We start from the raw sequence: 26,025 nt of genomic DNA, 5'->3' as shown, positions 1-26,025 counted from the left end.
GATGCTCACTGTACTATTCGTACAGTTGCGCTTCTTGACCACAACTCGCTGCCGCTCGCTACGATTTTGTCAGGCGTCGATGTAAGAGTAAACGATGGCGGCATGTGCATGCCGCCCTGAACCACCAGATTAAAGAGGCATATGATGACCGTAGGAGCATACGAAACCAATTTTGCCGGCGAAGGTTTGCGCGTCGGTATCGTCCAGGCACGATTCAATGAAATCGTCGGTGGTGGCTTGCTGTCGGCATGCCTGGAAGAGTTGAGCAAGCTGGGCGTGGCCGATGAAGATATCCTGCACGTGACCGTGCCGGGCGCCCTGGAAATCCCACTGATTCTGCAAAAAATGGCGGAAACCGAGCAATTCGACGCCCTGATCGCACTGGGCGCCGTGATTCGCGGTGAAACCTACCACTTCGAGCTGGTATCGAACGAATCGGGCGCGGGCATCACGCGCGTCGGTCTCGATTACGGCATCCCGATCGCCAACGCAGTGTTGACGACCGAAAACGACGAGCAGGCGGAAGTGCGCATGCTGGTCAAGGGAGCCGAAGCGGCACGCGTGGCGGTGGAAATGGCCAATCTGGCGCAAGCGCTGGAAGAGTTGCAAGACACAGACGAGGATTAATCGTGCTTGCGCCGCGGAGTGCTGCCTGGCAGCGCACCGCGGTATTCGTCACTATCTGCAGTAAATACGTATTTAAGAACAGGTAACAATCATGACTGAGAAAAATTTGCTCGCCAATCCCAGCAAAAACCGCACGCCGCGTCACCGCGCGCGCGAGTTTGCGCTGCAGGGCTTGTACCAGTGGCTGCTGAACAATGAAGACGCGACCACCGTCGTGAACAATATTCGCGCCGCGCATGGTTTCGACAAGGCCGATGGCGATCATTTCACGGTGCTGCTGTACGGCGCCATCAAGGATTCGCTGGCGCTGCGCGAAAGCATGGCACCATTGATCGACCGCAATATCGCGGAACTGTCGCCGATCGAACACGGCATCCTGCTGATCGGCGCTTTCGAGCTGAAGAACAACATGGAAATCCCGTACCGCGTCGTTATCAACGAAGCGGTCGAGCTGGCCAAGTCGTTTGGCGGTATCGACGGTCACAAGTATGTGAACGGCGTGCTGGACAAACTGGCAGTGAAATTCCGCGAGGAAGAAGTTAACGCCAACAAGCGCAAGTAATATACAGCGTAGTTCCTGCGGCGGCTGCCGCAGGGCAACAAAAAAGCCACCGGCACTTGCGTGAACGGTGGCTTTTTTGTTGGGTGCTGCTTTTTGGATGCCCCTGTGAGGGCTTTTAAAGGGTCACAGGCCGGCGATCTCGTTATGTGGGGCAATCTTGATGGTGATGCTGCCGCTTTCCGCTGCCGGTGCCTTGGCTGGCGCTGGCGTGTTCGATGCCATCACCGGCGTCGTGGTCGGTACGCGCTGGCCAGCCGACACTTGTTTCAGGCGGCGGTATTCGGCCAGCACGCGCGAGCCGTAGCCCGAGTCGGTGGCGAAGTTGGCGGCGCCGACATAGGTTTTCAGGCCCGCTTCGACGGAACCGCCACGCGTGACGTAGTCTTTCAGAATCAGGGAGCCGACGCGGATGTTGGCGACGGGATTCAGGGCTGCTTGCACGCCGCCCATTTCCTGGAAGCGCTCATGGTGCACTTTCGACATGACTTGCATCAAGCCTTGTGCGCCGACGGGGCTTTCCGCAAACGGGTTCAAGCCCGATTCGATGGCCATCACGGCCAGGATCAGCAGCGGGTCCAGCTTGATTTCGCGGGCCGTCAGGTACGCCGTCGACACGAGCATATTGGTCGCATCGTTGGCCACGCGGTAGCGCTTGGAGAGCCAGTTGGTGACCCATTGCTGCTGCTTTTGCGTGCCCAGCAAGGCTTTTTCTTCCTTGGTCAAAGGTGCGTCGCTGGCGGCGGCCGTTTGCACGGACGCGGGCGCTTCCATCAGTGCCGACAGGGCCGGCGCTTCAACGGCTTGCGCTTCCGCCATCGGCAGCGGGAACAGGCTGTGCGTCAGTTGCTTGCCCAGGTCAGGGCGGAACATCAGCAGGGCGATCAGTGCCAGGGCGGAAATGCCGAAGACTGTCAGTGTGTGTTGCGCAGTGGTTAAAACGCCACGGGCCGAAATGGCTTGTGCGCGGGCGCGCAAACGCGCCAACGCTGGCTGACCAGCCACGGTTGAAGCAGGCAAGGCTGCTTCAGTGCTACGATGAGTCATAGAGTTCCCCGAAATGTCGCGTCAACAGGCGGTCCCTCCGCGGTGTCGCGGTGTTGTGGGTACTGCCAATGCCGTGCATCAGAAATATCATCGTTTCCGCCGCGTATGGATGCGTGCGAGAAACGCCGTCATTGCTTGCTTGAGCTGATCGGTCCCATGCTGGTATTGGATCAGTCGCAATACAACTTTTACCGGGGGTAAGGCAGACGCCTTTTGAAAACACTCCTTAAAATGTCATGTGGAGCCCCGACTCCGTGAATGAAAGAGAAACGCTAAAATCAAGCTCTGGGCCGGCGTGCTCTTTCAAGTTGGGCGAATTGTAGAAGCCGTTTTATATCAAGTCAATACTAACGAATCGTTTCTTTATTACTTTTATGTCTTACTTTTTGACTTGCATTGTGCCAAAAGCCAATAAAATCAATTACTTGGCATAGATCCTTCAGCAACGGCGTCCGACGTCAAAAAAAATTAAAAACACATGAAATATTCAGATTTACGAGATTTTATTTCTCAACTGCAACAAATGGGTGAACTTAAGCCCATTTCGACCCCTATTTCGCCGATTTTGGAGATGACGGAAGTGTGCGACCGCACCTTGCGCGCGGGCGGACCGGCCTTGCTGTTCAATCATCCGACGGGATACGCCATGCCGGTGCTGGGCAACCTGTTCGGCACCACGCGCCGCGTGGCCTTGGGCATGGGCGCGGAAGACGTCAGCGAATTGCGCAAGATCGGCCATGTGCTGGCGCGCCTGAAGGAACCGGAACCGCCGAAGGATTTCAAGGATCTGCTGGGCCTGGGCTCGCTGGTGAAATCCGTGTGGGACATGTCGCCGAAGGAGTTGCGCGGCGCGAAGTGCCAGGAAATCGTCTGGGAAGGCAACGACGTCGACCTGGCGCGCCTGCCGATCCAGCATTGCTGGCCCGGCGACGTCGCACCGCTGATCACCTGGGGCCTGGTGATTACCAAGGGACCGAACAAGAAGCGGCAAAACCTCGGCATCTACCGCCAGCAGGTATTGGGACGCAACAAGGTCATCATGCGCTGGCTGGCGCACCGGGGCGGGGCGCTGGACTTCCGCGAGCACGCGATTCAAAGCAAGGGCAAGCCGTATCCGATCGCCGTCGCGCTCGGTGCCGATCCCGCTACTATATTAGGGGCCGTCACGCCGGTGCCGGACAGCCTGTCCGAATACCAGTTCGCCGGCTTGCTGCGCGGCAGCCGCACGGAGCTGGTGAAAGCCATCGGCAGCGAGCTGCGTGTGCCGGCGTCCGCCGAAATCGTGCTCGAAGGCCATATCTATCCGGACGAAAACCATCCGAGCGGCTACGAGCATGCGCTGGAAGGGCCGTACGGCGACCACACGGGCTACTATAATGAGCAGGACAGTTTCCCTGTGTTTACCATCGACCGCATCACCATGCGCCGCGATCCGATCTACCACTCCACCTATACAGGCAAACCGCCGGACGAGCCGGCCGTGCTGGGCCTGGCGCTGAACGAAGTGTTCGTGCCGCTGCTGCAAAAGCAGTTCAGCGAAATCACCGACTTCTATCTGCCGCCCGAAGGTTGCAGCTACCGCATGGCCGTGGTGCAGATCAAGAAACAGTACGCGGGCCACGCCAAGCGCGTGATGTTCGGCGTGTGGAGCTTCCTGCGCCAGTTCATGTATACCAAGTTCATCGTCGTCGTCGACGAAGACGTGAATATCCGCGACTGGAAAGAAGTCATCTGGGCCATCACCACGCGGGTCGACCCGATTCGCGACACGACCCTGGTCGACAATACGCCGATCGACTACCTGGACTTCGCCTCGCCGGTCAGCGGCCTGGGCAGCAAGATGGGTATCGATGCGACGAATAAATGGCCGGGCGAAACGACGCGCGAGTGGGGCACGACGATTGCCATGACGCCGGAAGTGAAGGCCAAGGTGGATGGCATCTGGCAGGAGCTGGGGCTGTAGAACGGCTGGGGTCAGACCCTCAACACCGCTGACGCAAAGGTCATTGCCAACGCGACCGGGGGTCTGACCCCGGATTTCAGCTTGCTTTCCCAATCCGCCCCAAGTCGGTTATAATTGTCCCCGGCGGGCCCCTGCGCATCGTGGCATGGCTAACCTGGTCAGGTCGGGAACGAAGCAGCCACGGCTATTAACCATGAGTGCCGCAGATCAGGCTCGCCTCCTTCGGGAATGTTTTATCAGAATTAACAATCAAGCTGCCATGGGCAGCTTTTTTGCTTTTACGGCCCCGTTTTCTTGCCGATCCGCAGCATTGCCGGGCTTGCCGTGTTTTCACTGTTTCTAGCTGGCCATGTTATACAATTGCTGCTTTGCCGCGTTTGCCAGATTTGTCCTGGCCCGGCCATGAGGCTTGCGCCCGCCGCGCAGGATCACCCGCAAAATCGCATGGTAAAATCTCAGCATGTCCTATCAAGTCCTCGCCCGTAAATACCGCCCCAAGAATTTCGAGACGCTCGTCGGCCAGGAGCACGTCGTGCGCGCGCTCACGCATGCCCTGCACAGCGGCCGATTGCATCACGCCTACCTGTTCACGGGCACGCGCGGCGTCGGCAAGACGACGCTGTCGCGCATCCTGGCCAAGTCGCTCAATTGCATCGGCCCCGATGGCACGGGCGGCATCACGGCCCAGCCTTGCGGCCAGTGCGAAGCGTGCACGGCGATCGACGCGGGACGCTTTGTCGACTATATAGAGATGGATGCGGCGTCGAACCGCGGCGTCGATGAAATGGCGCAGCTGCTCGAGCAAGCCGTGTATGCGCCAAGCAATGCGCGCTTCAAGGTCTATATGATCGATGAGGTGCACATGCTGACGAACCACGCGTTCAATTCCATGCTGAAAACCCTGGAAGAGCCGCCCGAGCACGTCAAGTTCATCCTGGCCACGACGGACCCGCAAAAGATACCCGTGACCGTGCTGTCACGCTGCCTGCAGTTCAATCTCAAGCAGATGCCACCCGGCCACATCATCAGCCACCTGGACAATATCCTGGGGCAAGAGGGCATCACCTTCGAACAGCCGGCCTTGCGCCTGCTGGCCCAGGGCGCCCACGGTTCCATGCGCGATGCGCTGTCCCTGACGGACCAGGCCATCGCCTACGCGGCCGGCGCGGTCACCCTGGACGCCGTGCAAGGCATGCTGGGTGCGCTCGACCAGTCGTATCTGGTGCGCCTGCTCGACGCGCTGGCGCAGCAGGATGGCGCAGATCTCTTGGCCGTGGCCGACGAGATGGCGTCGCGCAGCCTGTCGTACAACGGCGCCCTGCAAGACCTGGGCACCTTGCTGCACCGCATTGCGCTGGCGCAAACCGTGCCCGCCGCCTTGCCGCAGGATCTGCCTGAGTACGCGGACATCGTCCGTCTGGCTGCCGCGTTTGACGCGGAAGAAGTCCAGCTGTTTTACCAGATCGCCGTGCATGGCCGCAATGAACTGGGCCTGGCGCCCGACGAATACGCGGGCTTTACCATGACCTTGCTGCGCATGCTGGCCTTTCGGCCCGGCATAGGCGGCGCCGAAGGCGTGCCTGCCGCCGCGCCAGCTTCTGTATCGGGCAATCGTCCCGCCGCCGTGGCCGCCGCGCGCGCCGCCGCCGGCGCGTCCGCACCGGCCGCCCGCGCCGCCACGAACAGCGTGGCCAGCCATGCAGCCGTGACCCCGCCCGCCGTGGTCGCAGCCGCCGCCGCCAGCATGGCCCGCAGCGAAGCGCCGCCGCCGCGCGCGGCGGCACCGGCACCTGTAGCTGTAGCCGTAGCCGCCCCGGCGCCAGCACCAGCGGCGCCGCCGCCTGCCGCCGCTCCGGCTGCGGCTGCCCCTGCGGCATCGGGCGCCCCGATCAGTTCCGCCCGCGCCGCCATCAATGCGGCGCTGGAAGCGGCCCGCGCCGCCTCGAAAGGCCGTCCGGGCAGCGCGCCGTCGGCGCCATCGTCGGCGCCCAAGCCGGCGGCTCCGGCACCGGCCGCTGCCGTAGCGGCGCCAGCCCCGGCCGCGGCCGTCCAGGTGGCACCGCCGCCACCGGCCGCCGCGCAAGCGCCTGCGCCGTGGGACGATGCGCCGCCCGTGGCCGTGATGGAAGCTCCGGCGCCGGTGCAGCCGGCGCGTCCCGCCGCGCCGCCGCCACTGCGGCAAGCAGATGACGACTTGCCGCCGTGGGTCACCGAATTTTCCGACGACAGCGCCTCGGCCGCCGTGTCCGCGCCCGCCGCGCAGAGCAGCGAGCAGCCGGCTGTCGTCATGCCGCAGCGTGCCGCCAAGCAAGCCGCGCCCAGCGGGCCATATGTGATCACGCCCGTGCCGGGCCTGGACTGGGACGGCAACTGGCCAGCCGTCGCCGCCGTGCTGCCCCTGCGCGGCATAGCCCAGCAGCTGGCCGTGCAGGCCGAGCTGATCGAATGCCTGCACGACGGCCACAGCACGACTTTCCGCCTGCGCGTGCCGATCGACACGTGGCGCAGTCCGGCCAACGTGGAAAAACTGGCGGCCGTGCTCACCGAGCGTTTCGGCCGCAAGGTCAATGTCGACACGGAACTGGGCGCCGTCTGGTACACGGCCAGCGCGGAAGCGCAGGCCCACCGCGAGGCGTGCCAGCTTGCCGCGGAAGCAACCATCGCCAGCGATCCCTTCGTGCTCGACATGAAGCGTGCATTCGACGCTTTTGTTGTGCCGGGAACGATTACCCCTGCACCGGCCGGCTCCGCCGCGCCGACCCTGCATTAATGATTAATAAAACTCATAAACTGAATTGAACGGAGCATTCTCATGATGAAAAATCAACTGGCTGGCCTGATGAAGCAGGCGCAAGCAATGCAAGACAACATGAAAAAAGCCCAGGAGCAACTGGCGCTGGTGGAAGTGGAAGGCCAGTCCGGCGCCGGCCTCGTCAAGATCGTCATGACGTGCAAGAACGACGTCAAGCGCGTGTCGATCGACCCGTCGCTGTTGGCCGACGACAAGGACATGCTGGAAGACCTGGTGGCTGCCGCCTTCAACGACGCCGTGCGCAAAGCGGAAGCGACGTCCGCTGAAAAAATGGCAGGCTTGACTGGCGGCATGAACTTGCCAGCCGGCTTCAAAATGCCATTCTGATGCACTGCCGCATGCGCTCGATCTATGGCACGGGGCAAGGTTGATCCATGTCCAAGTCGCTTGAATTCTTGACCGAGGCGCTGCGGCGCCTGCCCGGCGTCGGCCCCAAGTCGGCGCAGCGGATGGCGTTTCATTTGTTGCAGCACGATAGGGAAGGCGCGGCCATGCTGTCGCGCGCCCTGTTCCAGGCCGTCGATGCCGTGCATCACTGCGGCCTGTGCAATACCTTTACCGAACATGAAGTGTGCGAGACCTGTCTCGACGAAGAGCGCGACAAGCGCTTGCTGTGCGTGGTGGAAACGCCCGCCGACCAGCTGATGATCGAGCAGACGCTGACCTACAAGGGCCTGTATTTCGTCCTCATGGGCAGATTGTCTCCGCTGGACGGCATCGGCCCGAAAGATATCCACCTCGAAAAACTATTAAACCGCGCCAACGATGGCGTGGTCGGCGAAGTGGTGCTGGCCACCAACTTTACCAATGAAGGCGAAGCGACTGCCCACTACATCAGCGAAATGCTGAAGGCGCGGGGCTTGCGCGTGAGCCGCCTGGCCCGCGGCGTGCCCGTGGGCGGCGAACTGGAATACGTCGACGCGGGCACGATTGCCCGCGCGATGCTCGACCGCAGGGCAACCTGACCACAACATGACAGAATCCTCCGCGACCACTGGTCCATTGCAAGGCATTAAAGTGCTGGAACTGGGCACCCTGATCGCGGGGCCGTTCTGCGCCCGCATGCTGGCCGAATTCGGCGCCGACGTGATCAAGATCGAGTCGCCCGATGGCGGCGATCCCATCCGTACCTGGCGCGTACTGAAGGATGGCACTTCCCTGTGGTGGTCGGTGCAGGCGCGCAACAAGAAAAGCGTCACCCTGAACCTGAAGTCGCCCGAGGGCCGCGCCATCGCGCGCCAGCTGGCCCTGGAAGCGGACATCATCATCGAGAACTACCGCCCCGGGGTGCTGGAAAAGTGGGATCTCGGCTACGAACAGCTCAAGCAAATCAAACCGTCCATCATCATGGTGCGCCTGTCCGGCTTTGGCCAGACGGGGCCGATGAAGGATTTGCCCGGTTTCGGCGCCATCGGCGAATCGATGGGCGGCTTGCGCTATGTGTCCGGCTTTGCCGACCGTCCGCCCGTGCGCGTCGGCGTGTCGATCGGCGACTCCGTGGCGGCCCTGCACGGCGTGATCGGCGCCATGATGGCCTTGCGCCACCGCGACGTGACGGGTGGTGCGGCCGCTGGCGAAGGCCAGATGGTCGACGTGGCCCTGTACGAATCCGTGTTCAACCTGATGGAATCCTTGGTGCCCGAATATGACCAGGCGGGCGTGGTGCGCGAGCGCACGGGCGGCTCGCTGCCCGGCATCGTGCCCTCGAATACCTACACGACGGGCGATGGCGAAAACATCGTGATTGCCGGCAACGGCGACGCCATCTTCAAGCGTTTGATGCTGGCCATGGGCCGCATCGACATGGCGGGCGACCCGCAACTGGCGCGTAACGACGGCCGGGTCGCGCGCACGCAGGAAATCGACGATGCCATCGGCGCCTGGTGCGCCACGCACACGATAGACAGCGCGCTGGCCGTGCTGAAGGCTGCTGACGTACCGGCTGGCAAAATCTACTCCGTGCGCGACATGATGAGCGACCCGCAATTTCTCGCCCGCGAGATGTTCGAACAGCACCAGTTCCCCGACGGCACGCCCGTCAAATTGCCCGCCATCAGCCCGAAACTGTCGGCCACGCCGGGCAAGACGCAGTGGCTGGGGCCGACTTTGGGCCAGCACAATGACGAGGTGCTGGCGTCGCTCGGCTACGATGCGGCGGCCATTGCGCGGCTCAAGGTCGATGGGGTGGTGTGATTCATTCTTAGCCGACAGAATTAAAGCTGGGGTCAGACCCGGCGGGTCTGACCCCTGAATTTCGAAGCCAACAATGTTGTCGGCTTACGCGCTTCGCGCTAAGCCGACCTACGCAACTCATCTGATATCTATCATGCATCGTTTTTTTCACCGTGCGCTTGTCCTGGCATCCAGCACTATCCTCCTCTCCGCCTGCGCCAGCTTCCCCCACGACGCGCCGATTGCTGGCCTGCGCCTGATCGGCGAGCAGCGCATCGCGCTCAAACACGCGTTCGAGGGCACCTCGGTGGGCGGCTTGTCCGGCATCGATTACGATGCGGCCAACAAGAGCTGGGTGATGGAAAGCGATGACCGCTCGGAAATCAATCCGGCCCGCTTCTACCGCGCTGCCTTGAATTACGACAGCAAGGCATTTGTGGGCGTGACCTTGAGCAGCGTGCACTTCTTCACGCAGCCCGATGGCAGCCGCTATCCGAACCTGGCGCATGCAAAGCTGGACCGGGGCGACCAGGTGGCCGACATCGAAACCATCCGCGTCGATCCGCAGGATGGCAGCCTGTGGTACGGCAGCGAAGGCAATCGCAAGGTGGGCCTGCACCCGTTCGTGCGCCACGCCGATAGCGGCGGCCGTTACCTGGCCACCTTGCCGACACCGGCCATGTTCAATGTTTCGAAGGACGAGGTTGGCTCGCGCAACAACATGACGTTTGAAGCGCTGTCGTTTGCCAGCGATGGCAAGAGCCTGTGGCTGGGCATGGAAGCGGCCCTGTACCAGGATGGCCCGCTTGCCACGCCCGATAACGGCTCCGTCGTGCGCATCACGCGCCTGGACCGCGTGGGCAAGGTGCTGGGCCAGTATGCGTATCCGGTCGAGCCGGTGGCGTCGCGGCCCGGGCCCGGACGCGAGGCGGACAATGGCGTGTCGGAAATCCTCGCCGTGAACGACCACCAGTTGCTGGTGGTGGAGCGGGCCGGCGTGGCCAACGCGGACGGCGTCTATGCGAACCACGTGCGCATCTACGAAATGGAAACGGAGGGCGCCACCGATGTGCAGGCGCTGCCGGCCCTGGCGGGCGCGACCTATGTGCCGGCGCGCAAGCGTTTGCTGCTGGACCTGGAAAAGATCGGCCTGGCACGGGTCGACAATATCGAAGGCATCAGCTGGGGCCCGCGTCTGGAAAACGGCCGCCGCAGCCTCGTGTTGATTTCCGACGACAATTTTAATCCGCAGCAAGTCACGCAAATCCTTGCCTTCGAAGTGCTCTAGTTTCCACGCTGGCCAGCTGCTTCGCCTGCCTGGCCAGCATGGCCGTGATCGTGTCGTGCGGCGACGGGTGGCCCAGGAAATAGCCTTGCGCCATGTCGCAGCCGTATTCTTCCAGCATCACCAGCTGCTCGTCCGTTTCCACGCCTTCGGCCACCACCACCATCTTCAAGCCATGCGCCATGGCGATGATGGCGCGCGTGATGGCCGCGTTTTCCGCATCCTGCGGCAAGCCGGCGATAAAACTCTTGTCGATCTTCAAGGCCCGCACGTCGAAGCGTTTCAGGTAATTCATTGACGAATAGCCCGTGCCGAAATCGTCGATCGACAGGTACACGCCGATGCCGCGCAATTGCTCCAGGGTCACCATGGTGGCGCGCGCATCGTCCATCAAGGTTCCTTCCGTCAATTCCAGTTCCAGCAGGCGGGCATCGAGGCCCGTGTCGGCCAGGGCCGAGAGCACGATCTGCATCAGGTTTTCATCCTTGAATTGCTTGGCCGACAAGTTCACGGCCATGCGGATGGCGCGCCCGCTACCGTTTTGCCACGCCTTGGCCTGGTTGCACGCCGTGCGCAGCACCCATTCGCCGATGGGCACGATCAGCCCCGTCTCCTCGGCCAGCGGGATGAATTCCGTGGGCGAAATGATGCCCCGTTCCGGATGGCGCCAGCGCACCAGCGCTTCCACGCCGACGATCTGCGTGCTGGGCACGTCGATCTGCGGCTGGTACAGCAAGTACAGTTCGTTGTTCTGCAAGGCTTTGCGCAGACCCACTTCCATCTTGACGTGGCTCATGATTTCCATCGTCAGCGAAGAGCTGTACAGCTTGGCGTTATTCTTGCCGCAATTCTTCGCGTGGTACATGGCCGTGTCCGCATATTTGAGCAGCGAATTGCAATCCTCGCCATCTTCCGGATACAGCGAGATGCCGATGCTGGCCGTGACGAAAATTTCGTGCGCCTCGATCATGAACGGGCGGCGCATGGCTTCCTTGACCCGGTGCGCCACGTTCAGCGCGTCTTCCACGCGCTCCAGGTCGGGTATCAATATCGTGAATTCATCGCCGCCCAGGCGCGCCAGGTTGCTGCCGCCGAAGGTGGCTTCAAACTCGTGTTCGGCGCGCAGCACCAGGTCGCTGGGGCGGATGGTTTCGCGCAGGCGCTCGGACACCACCTTGAGCAAATGGTCGCCCACGTCGTGGCCCAGGGTGTCGTTGATGCGCTTGAAGGCGTCGAGGTCCATGAACAGCACGGCGAATTTCTTGTCGTGCTCTTTCGAACGCAGCAGTTCGCGTTCCAGCGTTTCCAGGAACGCCTGCCGGTTGGGGATGCCCGTCAGGCTGTCGCAATAGGCGAGGCGGCGGATCTGCTCTTCCGTACGCTTGCGTTCGCTGATGTCGCGCACCAGGCCCAGCACTTCATCGGCCCCCGTCGCCACCAGGCGCGCTTCGAAATGGCGCGTGCTGTCTTCGTGCGTGAGCGTGTAGTCGACCGAGCCGATGTGCTGCGTGGCCAGCACGGCGTGCGCCTGGTCGAGCAGGCGCACGGCGATTTCGGGCGGCAACACGTCGCGGATATGGCTGCCCACGCAGTCGGTGATGGAAAAGCCGGCGCTGGCGTCGTGGCCCTGTTCGTAGTCGAGATAAAAACCTTCGCTGTTGAGGCGAAAGAAAGTGTCGGGGATGGCGGCCAGCACGGCGCGGTTGTGCGCGTCGGCGATGCGCAGGCGGGCGATGGCGTCGCTGGCGCGCAGCACGTACAGCACGCGGTGCCCGAGGATGGGCCAATTGATGGGCTTGGAAATGAAGTCGGTGGCGCCCACCTCGTAGGCGCGCGTGACGGCTTCCAGCTCGTCGCCGCCCGTGACCATGATGATGGGCACCGTGCCGCCCACTTCCTGGTGGCGGATTTCGCGGCACACGGCAAAGCCGTCCATGGCCGGCATGTCGACATCGAGCATGACGAGGTCCGGGCCGCTGTGCTTGTAGCTGGCCAGCGCCTGCACGCCGTCTTCGGCCTCGATCACGTCCAGGCCCACCTGCGTGAGCATTTGCCGCATCAGCAAGCGCATCACGGGATCGTCGTCGGCCACCAGCACCAGGCCGCGGGGAGGGGAGAGGGGCGCTGTCATGTCAGTGTTCCTTCACGAGGATGGCGTTCAGCGATTCGCGTACGGTCAGGAAGGCTTGCTGCATCTGCTGCAGCAGGGCAGCCGCGCCCTCGGTGCTGCTGGCGCGGCCCAGTTTTTCCATCTCCTTGCACAGCTGCGCCAGACTGTCGGCGCCCACGTTGGCGCTGCCCGACTTGAGGCTGTGCGCCACCTTGCGCAGCGCTTCCGCATCGGCGCCGGCAATCGCTGCGCGCATGGCGCTCAACTGGCGCGGCGTCTCGCTGGTAAAGGCGAGGATGACCCGCTCGAGCAGCGCATCGCCATCCATGCCGGACAGGGCGCGGATGTTTTCCAGCGCCTGCCGGTTCAGCGGCTGGGCCGATGTCGGCGTTTGCTCGGGCGGCGGCGCGGGCGGCACCTCCACAGGCGCTTGCGGCTCCGGCGCTTCGCTGTGGTGCACGGTGGCGGCGCGCGGCAGGGTGATCCAGCGCGCGATCGTGTGGCCCAGGTCCAGCTGCGTGAACGGTTTGCTCAGGTAATCGTCCATGCCGGCCGCCAGGCACGCTTCGCGGTCGCCCTGCAGCGCATTGGCCGTGATGGCGACGATGGGCAGCACGCGCGCGTGGCCGCACTGCTGTTCGTGGCGGCGGATTTCCGCCGTGGCGGCAAAGCCGTCCATCACGGGCATCTGGCAATCCATCAGGATCAAATCGAAATCCTCGGCCTGCGCCGCCTGCATGGCTTGTTCGCCGTTGCGCGCGCAGACCACGTCCAGGCCCAGGCTGTCGAGCATGGCCAGCGCCACTTCCACGTTGACGGGATTGTCCTCGGCCAGCAGCACGCGGCGCCGCTGGCGCCGGCCCACTTGTCTCGCCGCATGCGGCGGATGGATGCGCATGCCCTCGCTGGCGCGCGGCGGCGTGACGATGCAGTCGAACAGGTCGCATTCACGGGCCGGCTTGATCAGCTGGAAGGCCACGCCCGCCTCGCGCCGCTGCACCGGGTCGGCCGCCGCCTGTTCCGTGCTCAGCAGTAGAAGCTTGAGCTCGGCCAGCAGCGGGTCGCTCTTGATGGTGGCGGCCAGGGCCAGGCCGCTGGTGCGCGGCAATTCCATGTCGAGCAGCGCCACGCCATACGGCGTGCCCGCCTGCGCGGCCGCGCGCAGCTTGGCCAGGCAGTCGCTGGCCGTGCCGGCGCTGTCGCTGACGATGTGCCAGCTGGCCAGTTGCCGCTCCAGCACGGCGCGCGTGGCCGGTGTGTGGTCAACGATCAAGGCGCGTAACCCTCGCGTGGTTTTCAGGTTGAAGGACGGGTCGTCGCTGTCGACTCGCCGTTTATCGAAATTTACTTCGAACCAGAAGATCGATCCTTGCGTTAAAGCATTATCAACGCCGATAGTGCCGCCCATCAGTTCCACCAGCTGTTTCGAGATCGTCAGTCCCAGGCCCGTGCCGCCGTGCTTGCGCGTGGTCGAACCGTCCGCCTGCGAGAACGATTCGAAGATGCGCGTCTGCGCCTCGCTCGATACGCCGATGCCCGTGTCGTGCACCTCGAAACGCAAGCCCACGCTGGGCGCGTCTTCGCTGCAGACGGTCACTTTCACGGTGACCTTGCCCGTTTCCGTAAACTTGATGGCGTTGCCCAGCAGATTGACGATGATCTGGCGCAAACGGTTCGGGTCGCCGCAGATGGCGATCGGAATGTCGTAGGCGATGTCGAATTCCAGGCTGATGTTTTTCGCTTGCGCCTGCGGCGCGAACACGTGTTCTATGTCGTCGAGCAATTCGCGGAAATTGAAGCGGATGTATTCCACGCTCAGCTTGCCCGCCTCGATCTTGGAAAAGTCGAGGATGTCGTTGATGATCACCAGCAAATTCTGTCCCGAGCGCTGCACCATGCTCGTGTAGTGGCGCTGCTGCGGGCTCAAAGGGCTGGCCAGCAGCAGCTCCGTCATGCCCAGCACGCCATTCATCGGCGTGCGGATTTCATGGCTCATGGTGGCAAGAAACGCGCTCTTCGCCTGGCTGGCCGCCTCGGCCGCATCCTTGGCCTTTTCCAGCTGCGCCGTGCGCACGCCCACCTGGCGTTCGAGCTGGTCGCGGTAATTGGCCAGGGTGCTGTCGCGGCTGTCGATCTGCGCCAGCATGTCGTTGAAACTGTCGATCAGCACGCCCAGCTCGTCGCTGCGCTGGTGCGCGATGCGGTGGCTGTAGGTTTGGCTGCTCGACACTTTTTGCGCCGTGTCGATCAGCTTGGTGATCGGTTCGGCGATCACGCTCTTGAAACGCCGCGCGAGGAACACGGCGATCAGGAAGGACAGCACGGTGGCGCCGCCGATGGCGCCCACGTGGCGGCCGATGTCGCGCCACATGTGGTTCAGGTCGGCCTCGATCAGCACGGCGCCGATGATCTGCTGCGGTTCGCCTGGCCGGTAGACGGGGCGGTACAGGCGCATGGCGGGCGCCAGGGCCGTGCCCGTGCCTTGCGTGACGGGCTGCACGGCGATATCGGCCAGCAGGGCCGGGTCCATGTCTTCCGGCGCCGCCAGGCCGTCCGCATGCTGCGGCGCGCGGTACAGGGCGAACAGGCGGCCGCCCTTGTCGAACAGGGCCGCCTGGGCGACCTCGTCGCGTGCCGCCAGCGCCGCCAGCACCTGTTCCGCCTGCGGCTGTGCCGATTTCCCCGCCAGCAAGGGCACCGCGCCGGCCGCGCCGATCACGCCCGCCAGCGACAGCAGCTGCTTGCCTTCATCGTTCTTGTGGCTGAGCACGGACGTCAGCGCAAACGCCACGAACACCAGCAGCAGCGCGCAGCCCGACGACAATACCGAAATCATGGTCAGCTTCTGGCTGATGCTGGAGCGTTGGAAATTGAACATGGTTGCGGCGCTTCTCCCGTCGGTCTATTGACTGATTTTTAATTTCCTGTTGGAAAAATATAGACGCAAAGACACATCCCGATATTGATGTGGGTCTAATGGAGGAGAGGGGAGGGGAACTTATACGAGATGAAACAACGGAGGGCAGCACGGAGGTCGGATTAGCGCGGCAAAGCCGCGCGTAATCCGACGTATTGGGGCCAACAATGTTGTCGGATTACGGCCTTCGGCCTAATCCGACCTACGCAACTGACCCCGGTATTTGCTTTTGGGGATGCAATTAAACCCCTGAAAGGCCGGGGTCAGACCCAGGAGGGGGAATGTGTCCCAATGGGGCACATGCCGATCCCGAAGGGACTGACCATACTATTAGGCTCTGTCATCGGCAAGTAGGGGAATGCCGGAATTTTCCCTTGGCCGTGCTGTCTGACTCTGCATATCAATCACGCAGGGAGCAGATCATGCGGCCAGCCGAATGGATCACCTTGATTGCGCAGTTTGCTCACCTGAGCAGACGCCAGCGGCAGGCAGGCATTGCCCTGCTGCATGGCAACGCGCCACACGACGCGACCGTCGCGCTGCTGGAAAATGTGGCGCAGCCGCGATTGGCCTGTCCCGCCTGCCACTCGCCTCACCTGCACCGGCATGGTCACGCGCATGGACTGCAGCGCTACCGCTGCGTGCCGTGCGGACGCACCTTCAATGCGCTCACCGGCACGCCGCTGGCGCGCTTGCGTCATAAATCGCTGTGGCTCGACTACGCCGATTGCCTGCTGGCATCGGATTCCGTGCGCAAGGCGGCGTTACAGCTGGGCGTACACCGCAACACCACGTTTCGCTGGCGTCACCGGTTTTTATCGCTGGCCAAGACGGACCGGCCGCATGGCCTGCATGGCATTGCCGAAGCGGACGAACTGTATGTACTGGAATCGGAAAAGGGAGCGCGGCAGATGACGCGTCCGCCCCGCCGCCGGGGCGGCCATGCCCACAAGCGCGGCATATCGAACGAACAGGTCTGCATCCTGGTGGCGCGCGACCGCACGGGACAGACCCTCGATTTCGTCACAGGAAAAGGAGCGCTGACGAAGGCGCAGCTGCACCATTGTTTGTTGCCTGTCATCGACAAGGATGTCTTGCTGGTCACCGACGGCCATCGCGCCTACCGCGCCTTCGCCCGGGAAGCGGGGATCAGCCACCAGGCCGTCAACTTGCGTGCCGGCATCCGCGTGCGGGGCGCCGCCCACGTGCAGAATGTCAACGCCTATCACAGCCGTTTGCGACAATGGATGGGGCCGTTTCACGGCGTGGCGACGCGCTACCTGCCGAACTACCTGGGATGGCGCTGGATACTCGACGCCGGGCGCATCCGTTCACCGGAAACGTTATTGAAAGCAACGCTGGGCGCATTCCCACATCTGATGGTGACATAGCCTACTATTAACAACAACCCCCACGTTTTCCCGCCCCGCCGTAGCGGGCTTCCTGCCGCTCGCGGAAGAACTCTTCATACGTCATCATCGGCTCGCCGGGATGGGTGACTTCCCGGTGGGCCACATAGGTGTCGTACTCGGGCAAGCCGCACATGAGCCGCATGCTTTGCCCCAGATACCGTCCGGCCTTGATGATTTCGTCGATCATCATTGCACCGTGGGCAAGGCCTGGAACGGCGTTTCCTTGGTGCTTGGCTTGCTGTCGGCGCGCGCCTTCAGGATGGTGCGGATGCCGAAGAACAGCACGCTGACGACGACCACCACGAAGAAGGCGGCCAGGCCCGCGTCCAGGTAATCGTTGAAGATGATCTGCTGCATCTGTGCCACCGACTTGGCCGGCGCCAGCAGGGTGCCTTCATCGAGTGCCGCCGAGTATTTCCTGGCGTGCGCGAGGAAGCCGACGCGCGGGTTGGCGTCGAAAATCTTTTGCCAGCCCGCCGTCAGGGTGCACAGCAGCAGCCAGATGGTCGGCGTGATGGTGACCCACGCATACTGGCCACGTTTCATCTTGAACAGCACGCACGTGCCGAGGATCAGCGCGATGGCCGCCAGCATCTGGTTGGCGATGCCGAACAGCGGCCACAGGGTGTTGATGCCGCCCAATGGATCGACGACGCCCTGATACAGGAAGTAGCCCCAGGCCGCCACGCACAGGCCCGTGGCCAGCAGGTTGGCGATGACGTTTTCCGTCTGTTTCAGCGCCGGCACGAAGCTGCCCAGCAAATCCTGCAGCATGAAGCGGCCCGCGCGCGTGCCCGCATCGACGGCCGTCAGGATGAACAGCGCTTCGAACAGGATGGCGAAGTGGTACCAGAAGGCCATCATGGCCTTGCCGCCGATGGCGCCGGACAGGATCTGCGCCATGCCGACGGCCAGGGTCGGTGCGCCGCCCGCGCGCGAAATGATGCTGTGCTCGCCCACGTCCTTGGCCGTCTGCGTCAGCATCTCCGGCGTCACATAGAAGCCCCACTGCGAGATCGCCTGTGCGGCGGACTCCGCCGTGGTGCCGATCAGGGCGGCCGGGCTGTTCATGGCGAAATAGATGCCCGGCTCGATGGTCGAGGCGGCCACCAGGGCCATGATGGCGACGAACGATTCCATCAGCATGGCGCCATAGCCGATGAAGCGGGCGTGGCTTTCGTTTTCAATCATCTTCGGCGTGGTGCCCGAGGAAATCAGCGCGTGGAAGCCGGAAACGGCGCCGCAGGCGATGGTGATGAACAGGAAGGGGAACAGATTGCCCGACCAGACGGGGCCGGAGCCGTCGATGAACTTGGTCATGGCCGGCATTTTCAGGTAAGGCGCGACGACGATGATGCCGATGGCCAGGCCCAGGATGGTGCCGATCTTCAGGAAGGTCGACAGGTAGTCGCGTGGCGCCAGCAGCAGCCACACGGGCAGGACGGAAGCGATGAAGCCGTAGCCGATCAGCATCCACGTCAGTTCCGTGCCGGTAAACGTGAACATCGGGCCCAGCACCGCGTGTTCCTGCACGTACTGGCCGCCGATGATGGCCAGCATCAGCAAGACGAAGCCGATGATGGAAATCTCGCCGATGCGGCCCACGCGGATGAAGCGCGAATACACGCCCATGAACAGGGCGATGGGAATCGTCGCCATCACGGTGAAGCTGCCCCAAGGCGAGCCCGTCAGCGCCTTGACGACGATCAGTGCCAGCACGGCCAGGATGATGACCATGATCATGAAGCAGCCGAGCAGGGCGATCATGCCGGGAATTTCGCCCAGTTCAGCCTTGATCAGGTCGCCCAGCGAGCGGCCGTCGCGGCGCATGGAAATGAACAGCACGATGAAATCCTGCACGGCGCCCGCGAACACGACGCCGGCGAGTATCCACAGCATGCCGGGCAGATAGCCCATCTGCGCGGCCAGCACGGGGCCGACCAGGGGGCCGGCGCCGGCGATCGCCGCGAAATGGTGGCCGAACAGCACATATTTGTTGGTCGGCACGTGGTCGAGGCCATCGTTGTGCTTGAAGGCCGGCGTCATGCGACGCGAGTCCAGGCCCAGCACCTTGTCGGCGATGAACAGGCTGTAGAAACGGTAGGCGATCAGGTAGACGCAGACGGCGGCGATGACGATCCAGATCGCGCTGATCGGTTCGCCACGTTGCAGGGCGACGACGCCCAGGGACCCGGCGCCGGCCAGCGCAAGCGCTGCCCAGCCGAGCTGTTTGAAAATGCGGTTCATGCTTCCTCCAGAGATGTGACGGGCGCTGTGCCGTGCGATGATGTGTGCTGCCGAGCCTGGTCGTCGCCAGTTTGGATGTTACTTTTGGTGTATTTGCAGCTTATGGCGAGTATTCAGGAATCGTATAATTGCCGCAAGCGCACGACTACGCAGTAACGCTCAGTATTACTACGCAGACCGATCGCCGCGCCGCGACGTAAAATCACGCCTTCCCACCAGCATCGACGCCGCCGGAGCGCCAGGCCATGAAACTCAGACAGAAAGTCATCTTCCTGGCCATCACGCCGCTCATCCTCGCCCTGTGCGCCATCGCGTTTGCCGTGCGGCACCAGGCGATCACCCTGGCCGAGCAGCAGCGCGCCACCATCCAGCAGGCGTATCTGGCCAGCAAGGAAGCCGAACTCAAGCATTACGTGACCCTGGCCAGCCATTCCATCGCTTCCCTGTACCAGTCCGGGCGCAAGGATGCCGCCACGCAAGAGGAGGCCAAGCGTATCCTGTCCGCCCTCAGCTATGGCGACGACGGCTATTTCTTTATCTACGATTTGCAGGGCAAGTCGCTGATGCATCCGCGCCAGCCCGAGCTGGTGGGGCAGAATCTGTGGGAGTTGCGCGACGCCGAGGGCAATCTGACCATCCAGCGCCTGATGCAGCGGGCGAAGAGCGGCGGCGGCTTCGAGCGCTACAACTGGATCAAGCCGTCGACGAACAAGTCCGCGCCCAAGCTCGGTTATGTGATCCTGATGCCGGAATGGGGCTGGATGATGGGTACCGGCATTTATATGGATGACGTGGACCAGGCGCTGGCCAAGGTCGACGCCCAGCAGTCGCGCAATATCCGCTCGACCATGGAGTTGATCGCCGCCATCGCCATCCTCGGCTCCCTGCTGGTGGCCGCCTGCGGCCTCGTGCTGAACCTGCGCGAACTGCGCGTGGCCGACGCCAAGCTGAAAGTGCTGGCGCAGCGGGTGGTCGAATCGCAGGAGGAAGAGCGGGCCCGGCTGTCGCGCGATTTGCATGACGGCATCAGCCAGTGGCTGGTGTCGATCAAGCTGCAGATCGAGGCGGGCATCGCGCGTCTGGCCGGCAATGCGGAACAGAAAGACAAGGCGCCGGCCACGTTCGAGCGGGCCGCCGAGCAGCTGAACAAGGTGCTGGGCGAGGTGCGGCGCATTTCGCATAACCTGCGCCCGGCCATCCTCGACGACCTGGGCCTGGCCGCCGCGCTCGACCACCTGGTGCATGAATTTAACGACAGCAGCAGCGCGCAAGCGAGTTTCACGGCCAGTCCGGCGGCGGCGGGAGAGGGCTTGCCCGACATGGTCAATACCGTGCTGTTCCGCATCGCCCAGGAAGCGCTGACCAATTGCGAGCGCCATGCCCACGCCCGCGGCGTGGAAGTGAGTCTGCGCGAGGCAGGCAAGGCCGTGGAATTGCGCATCCAGGATAATGGCGGCGGCTTCGATTTCGACGGCATCGCCCTGCATCCTCAGCGCGGCATTGGCCTGCGCAACATGACGGAACGCATGGAAGCCATCGGTGGCAGCCTGCACATCACCTCGTCTCCTGCCGGCACCGTGGTGCTGGCGCGGCTCGAGCTTTCCTCCACATTAAAATAGAGAACCATGACCGAGAAGATCAATATCCTGCTGGTGGACGACCACCCCCTCGTGCGCGACGGCTTGCGCGCGCGTCTGGAAGCGGTGGCGCATTTCGACGTGGTGGCCGAGGCGGGCGGCGCTGATGAAGCGCTGGCCCAGGCGCGCGCGCACCAGGTGGACCTCGTGCTGATGGATATCAATATGCGCGGCACGAACGGCATTGAGGCAACGGCGCTGTTCAAGCAGGCGTTTCCGCAGATTGCCGTGCTGATCCTGTCCATGCACGACAAGCTCGAATATGTGTCGCAAGCCATCGCCGCCGGCGCGCGCGGCTATGTGCTTAAAGATGCTCCTGGTAAAGATATTGTGTTTGCCATCGAGACCGTGATGTCAGGCGGCATTTATTACAGCGCCGCTCTGGCGCGGCAACTGTCTCGGCCGCAAGTCCACGATTCTTTCCTCACCACGCGCGAGCAGCAGGTGCTGCAGCACATCGCGGGAGGCCAGTCGAACAAGCAGATCGCCCGCGCGCTGGACCTGAGTGTGCGCACGGTGGAGACGCACCGGCTGAACATCAAGCGCAAGCTCGGCATCGAAGGGCAGGCTGAATTGATCAAATACGCGGTCGAGCACGCGCATGGCGGTAGCGCCTGAGCAAGCGTGCGCGGTGCCGGGTTTTTGTCGCACCCGCATGACAGGCGGGTCTCGCAGGGGAATGTTCTTTTTGAACATCTATTGCCAAAATTAAACTGTTTCGTGGGTGAGATTCGGATAGAATGATTCTCGCTGTCGAGGGCATCCCCTGTCGGGCCAGGGTTGCCAATGCTGGTCAGTTTATTTACTATGGCGCCCTACCCACACTGAGATACCGATGTCAGCGTCTGAATCAAACCTGTTTCCGTTGGTGGGATTACAAGCAGTGGCCAATGCTCATAACGAGTGGGTCGCTGTCACCGTGCATATACCGCAGGCCTTGACGGCGCCGCTGCTGGCGGCGCTGGTCGCCGCCGATGCGTATGCCTTCCTGGCGCCGCTCGATTGCATCATTCCCCTGGCCGACCCGCATGGCGTGGACGAGGCCGTGCTGGCGCAACTGGCGCCGCAACGCACCATCTTCCGTTTGCCGGCCCAGCTTGCCGGCGACAAGCAACTCCAGAAAAAATGCCGGCAATGGCGCGACGCCGGCTACCGCATCCTGCTCGATGGCGCCGATGCCGGCCCCGTGGCGGCGGCGCAAGTCGACGCGCGCGCCCTGAGCTTTGACGCTGCCGGCGCACGCCCGGCCCTGCATCAGCTGCTGCCCTTGCCGGGGCCGCACCTGGCCTACAACATCGCCGATGGGGGGCAGATTGCCGCATTGCAAGAACTTGGTGTCAGCTGGTTTGCCGGCGATTACGCTTTGCAACATGCGCGCCAGCAAGGCGAGCCGGAAGATGCCACGTCGCGGCGCCGGCTGATGTCGCTGCTGGGCCTGCTGGCCCGCGATGCCGACGCGCACGAGCTGGAAGTGCCGCTCAAGCAAGACCCGGCCCTCAGCTATCATTTATTGAAACTGGTCAATTCAGCCGCCTTCGGGTTCACGGCGCCGATTACCGGCTTCAGCCAGGCCATCACCCTGCTGGGCCGGCGCCAGCTGCAGCGCTGGCTGCAACTGCTGCTGTATGCGCGGCAACAGGACGATGGCAAGATCCACGCGCTGCTGCCGCTGGCGGCCGTGCGCGCGGCGCAGATGGAAGCGCTGTGCCAGCTGCGCGGCGGCGACCGCGAGGCGCAGGATCTGGCCTTCATGGCGGGCGTGTTTTCGCTGCTCGACGTCCTGCTGGGCATGCCGATGGAAGAGATCATCGCCACCCTGAACCTGGCGCCCGAAGTCAGCGCCGCCTTGCTCGAGCGCAATGGCGAGCTGGGCACCTTGCTGGCGCTGGTCGAAAGCGCCACGCCGCCGCCGGACGGCTTGCGCCGCGCCGGCATCGATGGAGAAACCTATTGGCGCAGCCTGCTGCAGGCCTACCAATGGGCCATCCAGGTCAGCCGGAATCTCTAGCATGACCCTGTTTCCGGTGTCGGATTTCCTCGGTGACAGCGCCGCCCTGTGCGACGCCGTCGTGCGTTTGCGCGGCCCCGCGCTGGTCGCTGAGCTGGGCCGTATCGCCAGCACCGTGATGGCCAGCCCGCATGGCCAGTTCCTGCCCGCGGCCAGTACGGACGCCGCTGCGCCGGCCGCACCGTTTCCCCGCGATACGCCCGCCTTGCTGCAGGAAGTCAGTTTCGACGGCCACTGTTTCGGCCATTACAGCGTGGCCGGCCGTCCGCTGTATAACGACGCCGACCGCCGCCACCTGGCCAGCCTGGCATCGTTGACGGCCGGCGTCTTGCAAGTGCATTCGCTGGCGCAACGCTCGACTCATGCCTACGCGCAAGTCGAAGCCTTGCTGGCGCAGCAGACGCAAATCCTCGACCAGTTGCACGAATCCGTGCTGACGATGGACTTGACGGGCTACATTACCAGCTGGAACAAGGGCGCCGAACGCCTGTTCGGCTACACCTCGGTGGAAGCCGTGGGGCGCAACATCCTGTTCCTGTACGACGACGAAGACACGGGCTTCCACGACGCCTTCCTGGAGCAGGGAGGGCGCCTGATGGAGGTGCGCCGCCGAAAGAAGTCGGGCGAGATCTTCTGGGCCAGCCTGTCCTTGTCGCCGCTGCAAGACCTGGACGACAAGCCCATCGGACTCATCGCCTACCTGACGGACATCACGGAACGCAAGCTGGCCGAAGAGCGCTTGCACCACCTGGCCTATTACGATTCGCTGACCAGCCTGCCGAACCGCACCCTGCTGGCCAAGCTGGTCGACCAGGCCCTGAGCGTGGCGCAGCGCAGCAAGATGCTTGGCTGCGTGCTGTTCATCGACCTGAACCGTTTTAAGCTGATCAACGACACCCTGGGCCGGCGCATCGGCGACGAACTGCTGCGCCAGGTCTCCTTGCGTTTCCGCCAGGCATTGCGCGACCAGGACCTGGTGGCGCGCCTGGGCGGCGACGAGTTCGCCGTCGGCCTGTTCGATATCGGCCAGCATTTCGAAGCGAGCATGGTGGCGCAAAAGCTGCTGGCCTCGCTGGTGGAGCCGTTCCTGATCGAAGGCCACGACTTGCGCGTGGGCGCCAGCATCGGCATCAGCGTCTATCCGCAGGACGCGCAGGACGCGGAAACCCTGCTGCGCCTGGCCGACATCGCCATGTACCGCGCCAAGCAGGACAGCGGCGGCGAAGCGGAAAGCGTGGCTTTCTACAGCCAGGACATGAACCTGGGCATGCAGGCGCGCATGCGCCTCGAAACAGGCTTGCGCCAGGCTTTGTCCGAACAGCAACTGCTGCTGCACTACCAGCCTAAATACGCGCTGGGCAGCGGTCGCATCATCGGCGCCGAAGCGCTGGTGCGCTGGCACCACCCGCAGCACGGCATGATCCCGCCCGCCGAGTTCATCCCCCTGGCCGAATCGACGGGCCTGGTGGTGCAGGTGGGCGAATGGGTGCTGGAGGCGGCCTGCGCCCAGGCGCAAGCGTGGAAGCTGGCGGGCCTGCCGCCCATCCGCCTGGCCGTCAACGTCTCCGCGCGCGAATTCACGGCGGCCTTGCCCGCGAGGGTGGCGGCGACCCTGGCCCGCTACGGCCTGGAAGCGGCCTGGCTGGAACTGGAAATCACGGAAAGCACCCTGATGCACAACATCGAGAGGGTCATCGGTATCATGGACCGCATCACGGCGCTGGGCGTGGCCCTGTCGCTGGACGACTTCGGCACCGGCTACTCAAGTCTGTCCTATTTAAAACGCTTCCCCATCGACACGTTAAAAATCGACAGGTCCTTCACCACCGGCATCCCGACCGACGCCAGCGACTGCGCCATCGCCAGCACCATCATCAGCATCGCCCAGCAGCTGCACCACAAAGTAATCGCGGAAGGCGTGGAAACGGCCGAGCAACTGGCCTTCCTGAAGAGTTCCGGCTGCGACGAAGTACAAGGCTACCTGTTCTCGCGCCCGCTGCCGGCGGCGGAGTTCGAGCGGGCGCTGCGGGAAAACTGGGGCGTGTAAGGCTGGCGTGTCCGCTCTTTCCTGTCAGGCAAACGGTGCTAGCCATTGGTAAGCCACGGACCTTTATGTATAATGCTGCCATCTGGAAGCGTGGCCGAGTGGTTGAAGGCACTAGTCTTGAAAACTAGCGACGGGTTAAACTGTTCGTGAGTTCGAATCTCACCGCTTCCGCCAGGAAATAAAGAAACCGCCTTTGGGCGGTTTTTTATTGCCTGTCGGAAGCGAGCAGGGCGCCTTCGCGCCCTGCGTGTGAGATTCGAAGGGCTGGGCCTACCGGCCCAGCCCGCCCCGAATCCTCCAACCGCTGCCGCTGCGCGGCAGCTTCGCGCGCCGAGGGCGCGCGTTCGTGGTTCTAATCAGGTTTTCGGCTGCGCCAGCTTTCACAGCATCCAACGCATCAGTTCGTGTACGAATAGCGGACCCTTACGCCCTGCAGCAACAACGCCTCAGTCCGAGTCCGAATGGCAGACCAGACATTAGTGCATTTCGTGTTTATTTAAATAACATCAACCCACCAGCATGGTATATAACTAATAGATGTCACGTCATGTGTGACGCATGGGATTGGCGAGCCTTGTGCTTGCCCGAAAAACTCAAAGGAGAGCGCTATGCCAAAGTACGTTATTGAGCGTGATATTCCAGGGGCTGGAAAGTTGTCAGAGCAAGAACTTCAAGCCATTTCGCAGAAGTCATGCGGTGTACTAAGCAAGATGGGACCACAAATTCAATGGCTCCAAAGTTACGTTACCGGCGATAAAATCTACTGTGTTTACATCGCTGCAAATGAAGAGCTGGTTCGCGAGCATGCCCAGCAAGGTGGCTTCCCTGCAAACCGCGTGTCAGAAGTCATGTCAGTCATTGACCCGACTACGGCAGAGTAGTGCCGCCCAACAATGTACTGTAGTCTCATCCCTGGCAGAGCTTTCCTTTGATGGGAGTGGGGTTGATCTTGTGCGTTAAATGACCGTTTCAGAAGAGGTTGAGCGAACGACATTGGCGAGAGGTCGCTACGGCAGAAGGGGAAGACAGGCCATCGTGCGAGGCAACGGCAGAGGGCTACATGAAGAGGGCCCGTAAACTGTCGTTGAGTTGCGTGCAGCAATTAACGGTAGCTCAATACAATACATTCACAAAAGATGATAGATGCAGCCAAGGCGCTGATTTAAAACAATAGGAAAACTA

At 62.8% G+C, this 26,025-nt stretch carries 19 protein-coding genes, 1 tRNA gene and 1 other RNA gene; 16 read left to right on the top strand and 5 right to left on the bottom strand.

All coding sequences use genetic code 11. From position 1 onward, the window contains the following. Positions 1-144 precede the first annotated feature (144 nt). Positions 145-627 carry a 6,7-dimethyl-8-ribityllumazine synthase gene (gene ribH, locus IGS55_RS19670; protein WP_034759563.1) on the top strand — a complete coding sequence of 161 codons (483 nt, stop codon included), beginning with the start codon at positions 145-147 and terminating at the stop codon, positions 625-627. Between the two features lie 91 nt (positions 628-718). Continuing rightward, on the top strand, positions 719-1,189 hold the full coding sequence (nusB, locus tag IGS55_RS19665) for a transcription antitermination factor NusB (RefSeq protein ID WP_034759129.1): 471 nt from the start codon (positions 719-721) through the stop codon (positions 1,187-1,189). A gap of 123 nt (positions 1,190-1,312) precedes the next feature. On the opposite strand, the gene IGS55_RS19660 is transcribed toward nusB, so the two are convergent. After that, entirely contained in the window at positions 1,313-2,233 is a 921-nt protein-coding gene (locus IGS55_RS19660; protein ID WP_230519444.1) for a lytic transglycosylase domain-containing protein, read from the bottom strand. A gap of 478 nt (positions 2,234-2,711) precedes the next feature. Here IGS55_RS19660 and ubiD point away from each other — a divergent pair, with 478 nt between their 5' ends. The 7 genes from ubiD to IGS55_RS19625 all read left to right on the top strand — a co-directional run bounded on the left by ubiD (position 2,712) and on the right by IGS55_RS19625 (position 10,468). Continuing rightward, complete coding sequence (gene ubiD / locus IGS55_RS19655) at positions 2,712-4,196, top strand: 4-hydroxy-3-polyprenylbenzoate decarboxylase (protein ID WP_230519443.1); 1,485 nt, start codon at positions 2,712-2,714, stop codon at positions 4,194-4,196. 122 nt (positions 4,197-4,318) lie between these two features. After that, an RNA gene (ffs, locus tag IGS55_RS19650) (signal recognition particle sRNA small type) lies at positions 4,319-4,417 on the top strand. A 239-nt stretch (positions 4,418-4,656) separates the two neighbouring features. Then, on the top strand, positions 4,657-6,966 hold the full coding sequence (gene dnaX / locus IGS55_RS19645; protein WP_230519442.1) for a DNA polymerase III subunit gamma/tau: 2,310 nt from the start codon (positions 4,657-4,659) through the stop codon (positions 6,964-6,966). A gap of 42 nt (positions 6,967-7,008) precedes the next feature. Next, entirely contained in the window at positions 7,009-7,335 is a 327-nt protein-coding gene (locus tag IGS55_RS19640; RefSeq protein ID WP_034759121.1) for a YbaB/EbfC family nucleoid-associated protein, read from the top strand. 47 nt (positions 7,336-7,382) lie between these two features. Then, a complete protein-coding gene (recR, locus tag IGS55_RS19635; RefSeq protein ID WP_034786598.1) occupies positions 7,383-7,973 on the top strand; it encodes a recombination mediator RecR in 591 nt (196 codons plus the stop codon). A 7-nt stretch (positions 7,974-7,980) separates the two neighbouring features. Next, positions 7,981-9,201 (top strand): CaiB/BaiF CoA transferase family protein, encoded by a 1,221-nt coding sequence (locus IGS55_RS19630; RefSeq protein ID WP_230519441.1) that lies wholly within the window; start codon positions 7,981-7,983, stop codon positions 9,199-9,201. Positions 9,202-9,334: 133 nt separating this feature from the next. After that, positions 9,335-10,468 (top strand): esterase-like activity of phytase family protein, encoded by a 1,134-nt coding sequence (locus IGS55_RS19625; protein WP_230519440.1) that lies wholly within the window; start codon positions 9,335-9,337, stop codon positions 10,466-10,468. On the opposite strand, the gene IGS55_RS19620 is transcribed toward IGS55_RS19625, so the two are convergent. Together IGS55_RS19620 and IGS55_RS19615 are read right to left on the bottom strand one after the other, a co-directional pair. Beyond that, positions 10,437-12,596, bottom strand: coding sequence for a putative bifunctional diguanylate cyclase/phosphodiesterase (locus IGS55_RS19620; protein ID WP_230519439.1), 2,160 nt, complete (start codon positions 12,594-12,596; stop codon positions 10,437-10,439). The two genes, IGS55_RS19625 and IGS55_RS19620, sit on opposite strands and share 32 nt — an antisense overlap. A 1-nt stretch (position 12,597) precedes the next feature. Next, complete coding sequence (locus tag IGS55_RS19615; RefSeq protein ID WP_230519438.1) at positions 12,598-15,453, bottom strand: hybrid sensor histidine kinase/response regulator; 2,856 nt, start codon at positions 15,451-15,453, stop codon at positions 12,598-12,600. Positions 15,454-15,914: 461 nt separating this feature from the next. Here IGS55_RS19615 and IGS55_RS19610 point away from each other — a divergent pair, with 461 nt between their 5' ends. Then, positions 15,915-16,883 carry an IS1595 family transposase gene (locus IGS55_RS19610; protein ID WP_230537260.1) on the top strand — a complete coding sequence of 323 codons (969 nt, stop codon included), beginning with the start codon at positions 15,915-15,917 and terminating at the stop codon, positions 16,881-16,883. A 7-nt stretch (positions 16,884-16,890) separates the two neighbouring features. On the opposite strand, the gene IGS55_RS19605 is transcribed toward IGS55_RS19610, so the two are convergent. Beyond that, positions 16,891-17,091 carry a YbdD/YjiX family protein gene (locus IGS55_RS19605; protein WP_010396213.1) on the bottom strand — a complete coding sequence of 67 codons (201 nt, stop codon included), beginning with the start codon at positions 17,089-17,091 and terminating at the stop codon, positions 16,891-16,893. After that, complete coding sequence (locus tag IGS55_RS19600; RefSeq protein ID WP_230517595.1) at positions 17,091-19,151, bottom strand: carbon starvation CstA family protein; 2,061 nt, start codon at positions 19,149-19,151, stop codon at positions 17,091-17,093. The genes IGS55_RS19605 and IGS55_RS19600 overlap by 1 nt, the downstream gene beginning before the upstream one ends. A gap of 245 nt (positions 19,152-19,396) precedes the next feature. Here IGS55_RS19600 and IGS55_RS19595 point away from each other — a divergent pair, with 245 nt between their 5' ends. The 6 genes from IGS55_RS19595 (at position 19,397) to IGS55_RS19570 (ending at position 25,724) form a co-directional block, all read left to right on the top strand. Then, entirely contained in the window at positions 19,397-20,770 is a 1,374-nt protein-coding gene (locus tag IGS55_RS19595) for a cache domain-containing protein (protein ID WP_230517596.1), read from the top strand. Between the two features lie 6 nt (positions 20,771-20,776). After that, positions 20,777-21,406 carry a response regulator transcription factor gene (locus IGS55_RS19590; RefSeq protein WP_230517597.1) on the top strand — a complete coding sequence of 210 codons (630 nt, stop codon included), beginning with the start codon at positions 20,777-20,779 and terminating at the stop codon, positions 21,404-21,406. A gap of 265 nt (positions 21,407-21,671) precedes the next feature. Beyond that, a complete protein-coding gene (locus IGS55_RS19585; RefSeq protein ID WP_329958190.1) occupies positions 21,672-22,796 on the top strand; it encodes an EAL and HDOD domain-containing protein in 1,125 nt (374 codons plus the stop codon). Position 22,797: 1 nt separating this feature from the next. Beyond that, positions 22,798-24,843: a putative bifunctional diguanylate cyclase/phosphodiesterase gene (locus IGS55_RS19580; RefSeq protein WP_230517599.1), complete on the top strand. Its 2,046-nt coding sequence runs from the start codon at positions 22,798-22,800 to the stop codon at positions 24,841-24,843. Positions 24,844-24,927: 84 nt separating this feature from the next. Further along, positions 24,928-25,017 (top strand) — tRNA-Ser (locus IGS55_RS19575). Positions 25,018-25,451: 434 nt separating this feature from the next. Next, a complete protein-coding gene (locus IGS55_RS19570; protein ID WP_230517600.1) occupies positions 25,452-25,724 on the top strand; it encodes a DUF4242 domain-containing protein in 273 nt (90 codons plus the stop codon). Positions 25,725-26,025: the final 301 nt, after the last annotated feature.

Origin of the sequence: Janthinobacterium sp. EB271-G4-3-2, assembly GCF_020858035.1 — a bacterium.
Taxonomy (GTDB): domain Bacteria; phylum Pseudomonadota; class Gammaproteobacteria; order Burkholderiales; family Burkholderiaceae_D; genus Janthinobacterium; species Janthinobacterium aestuarii.
This window is presented reverse-complemented; position numbering and strand designations above follow the sequence as displayed.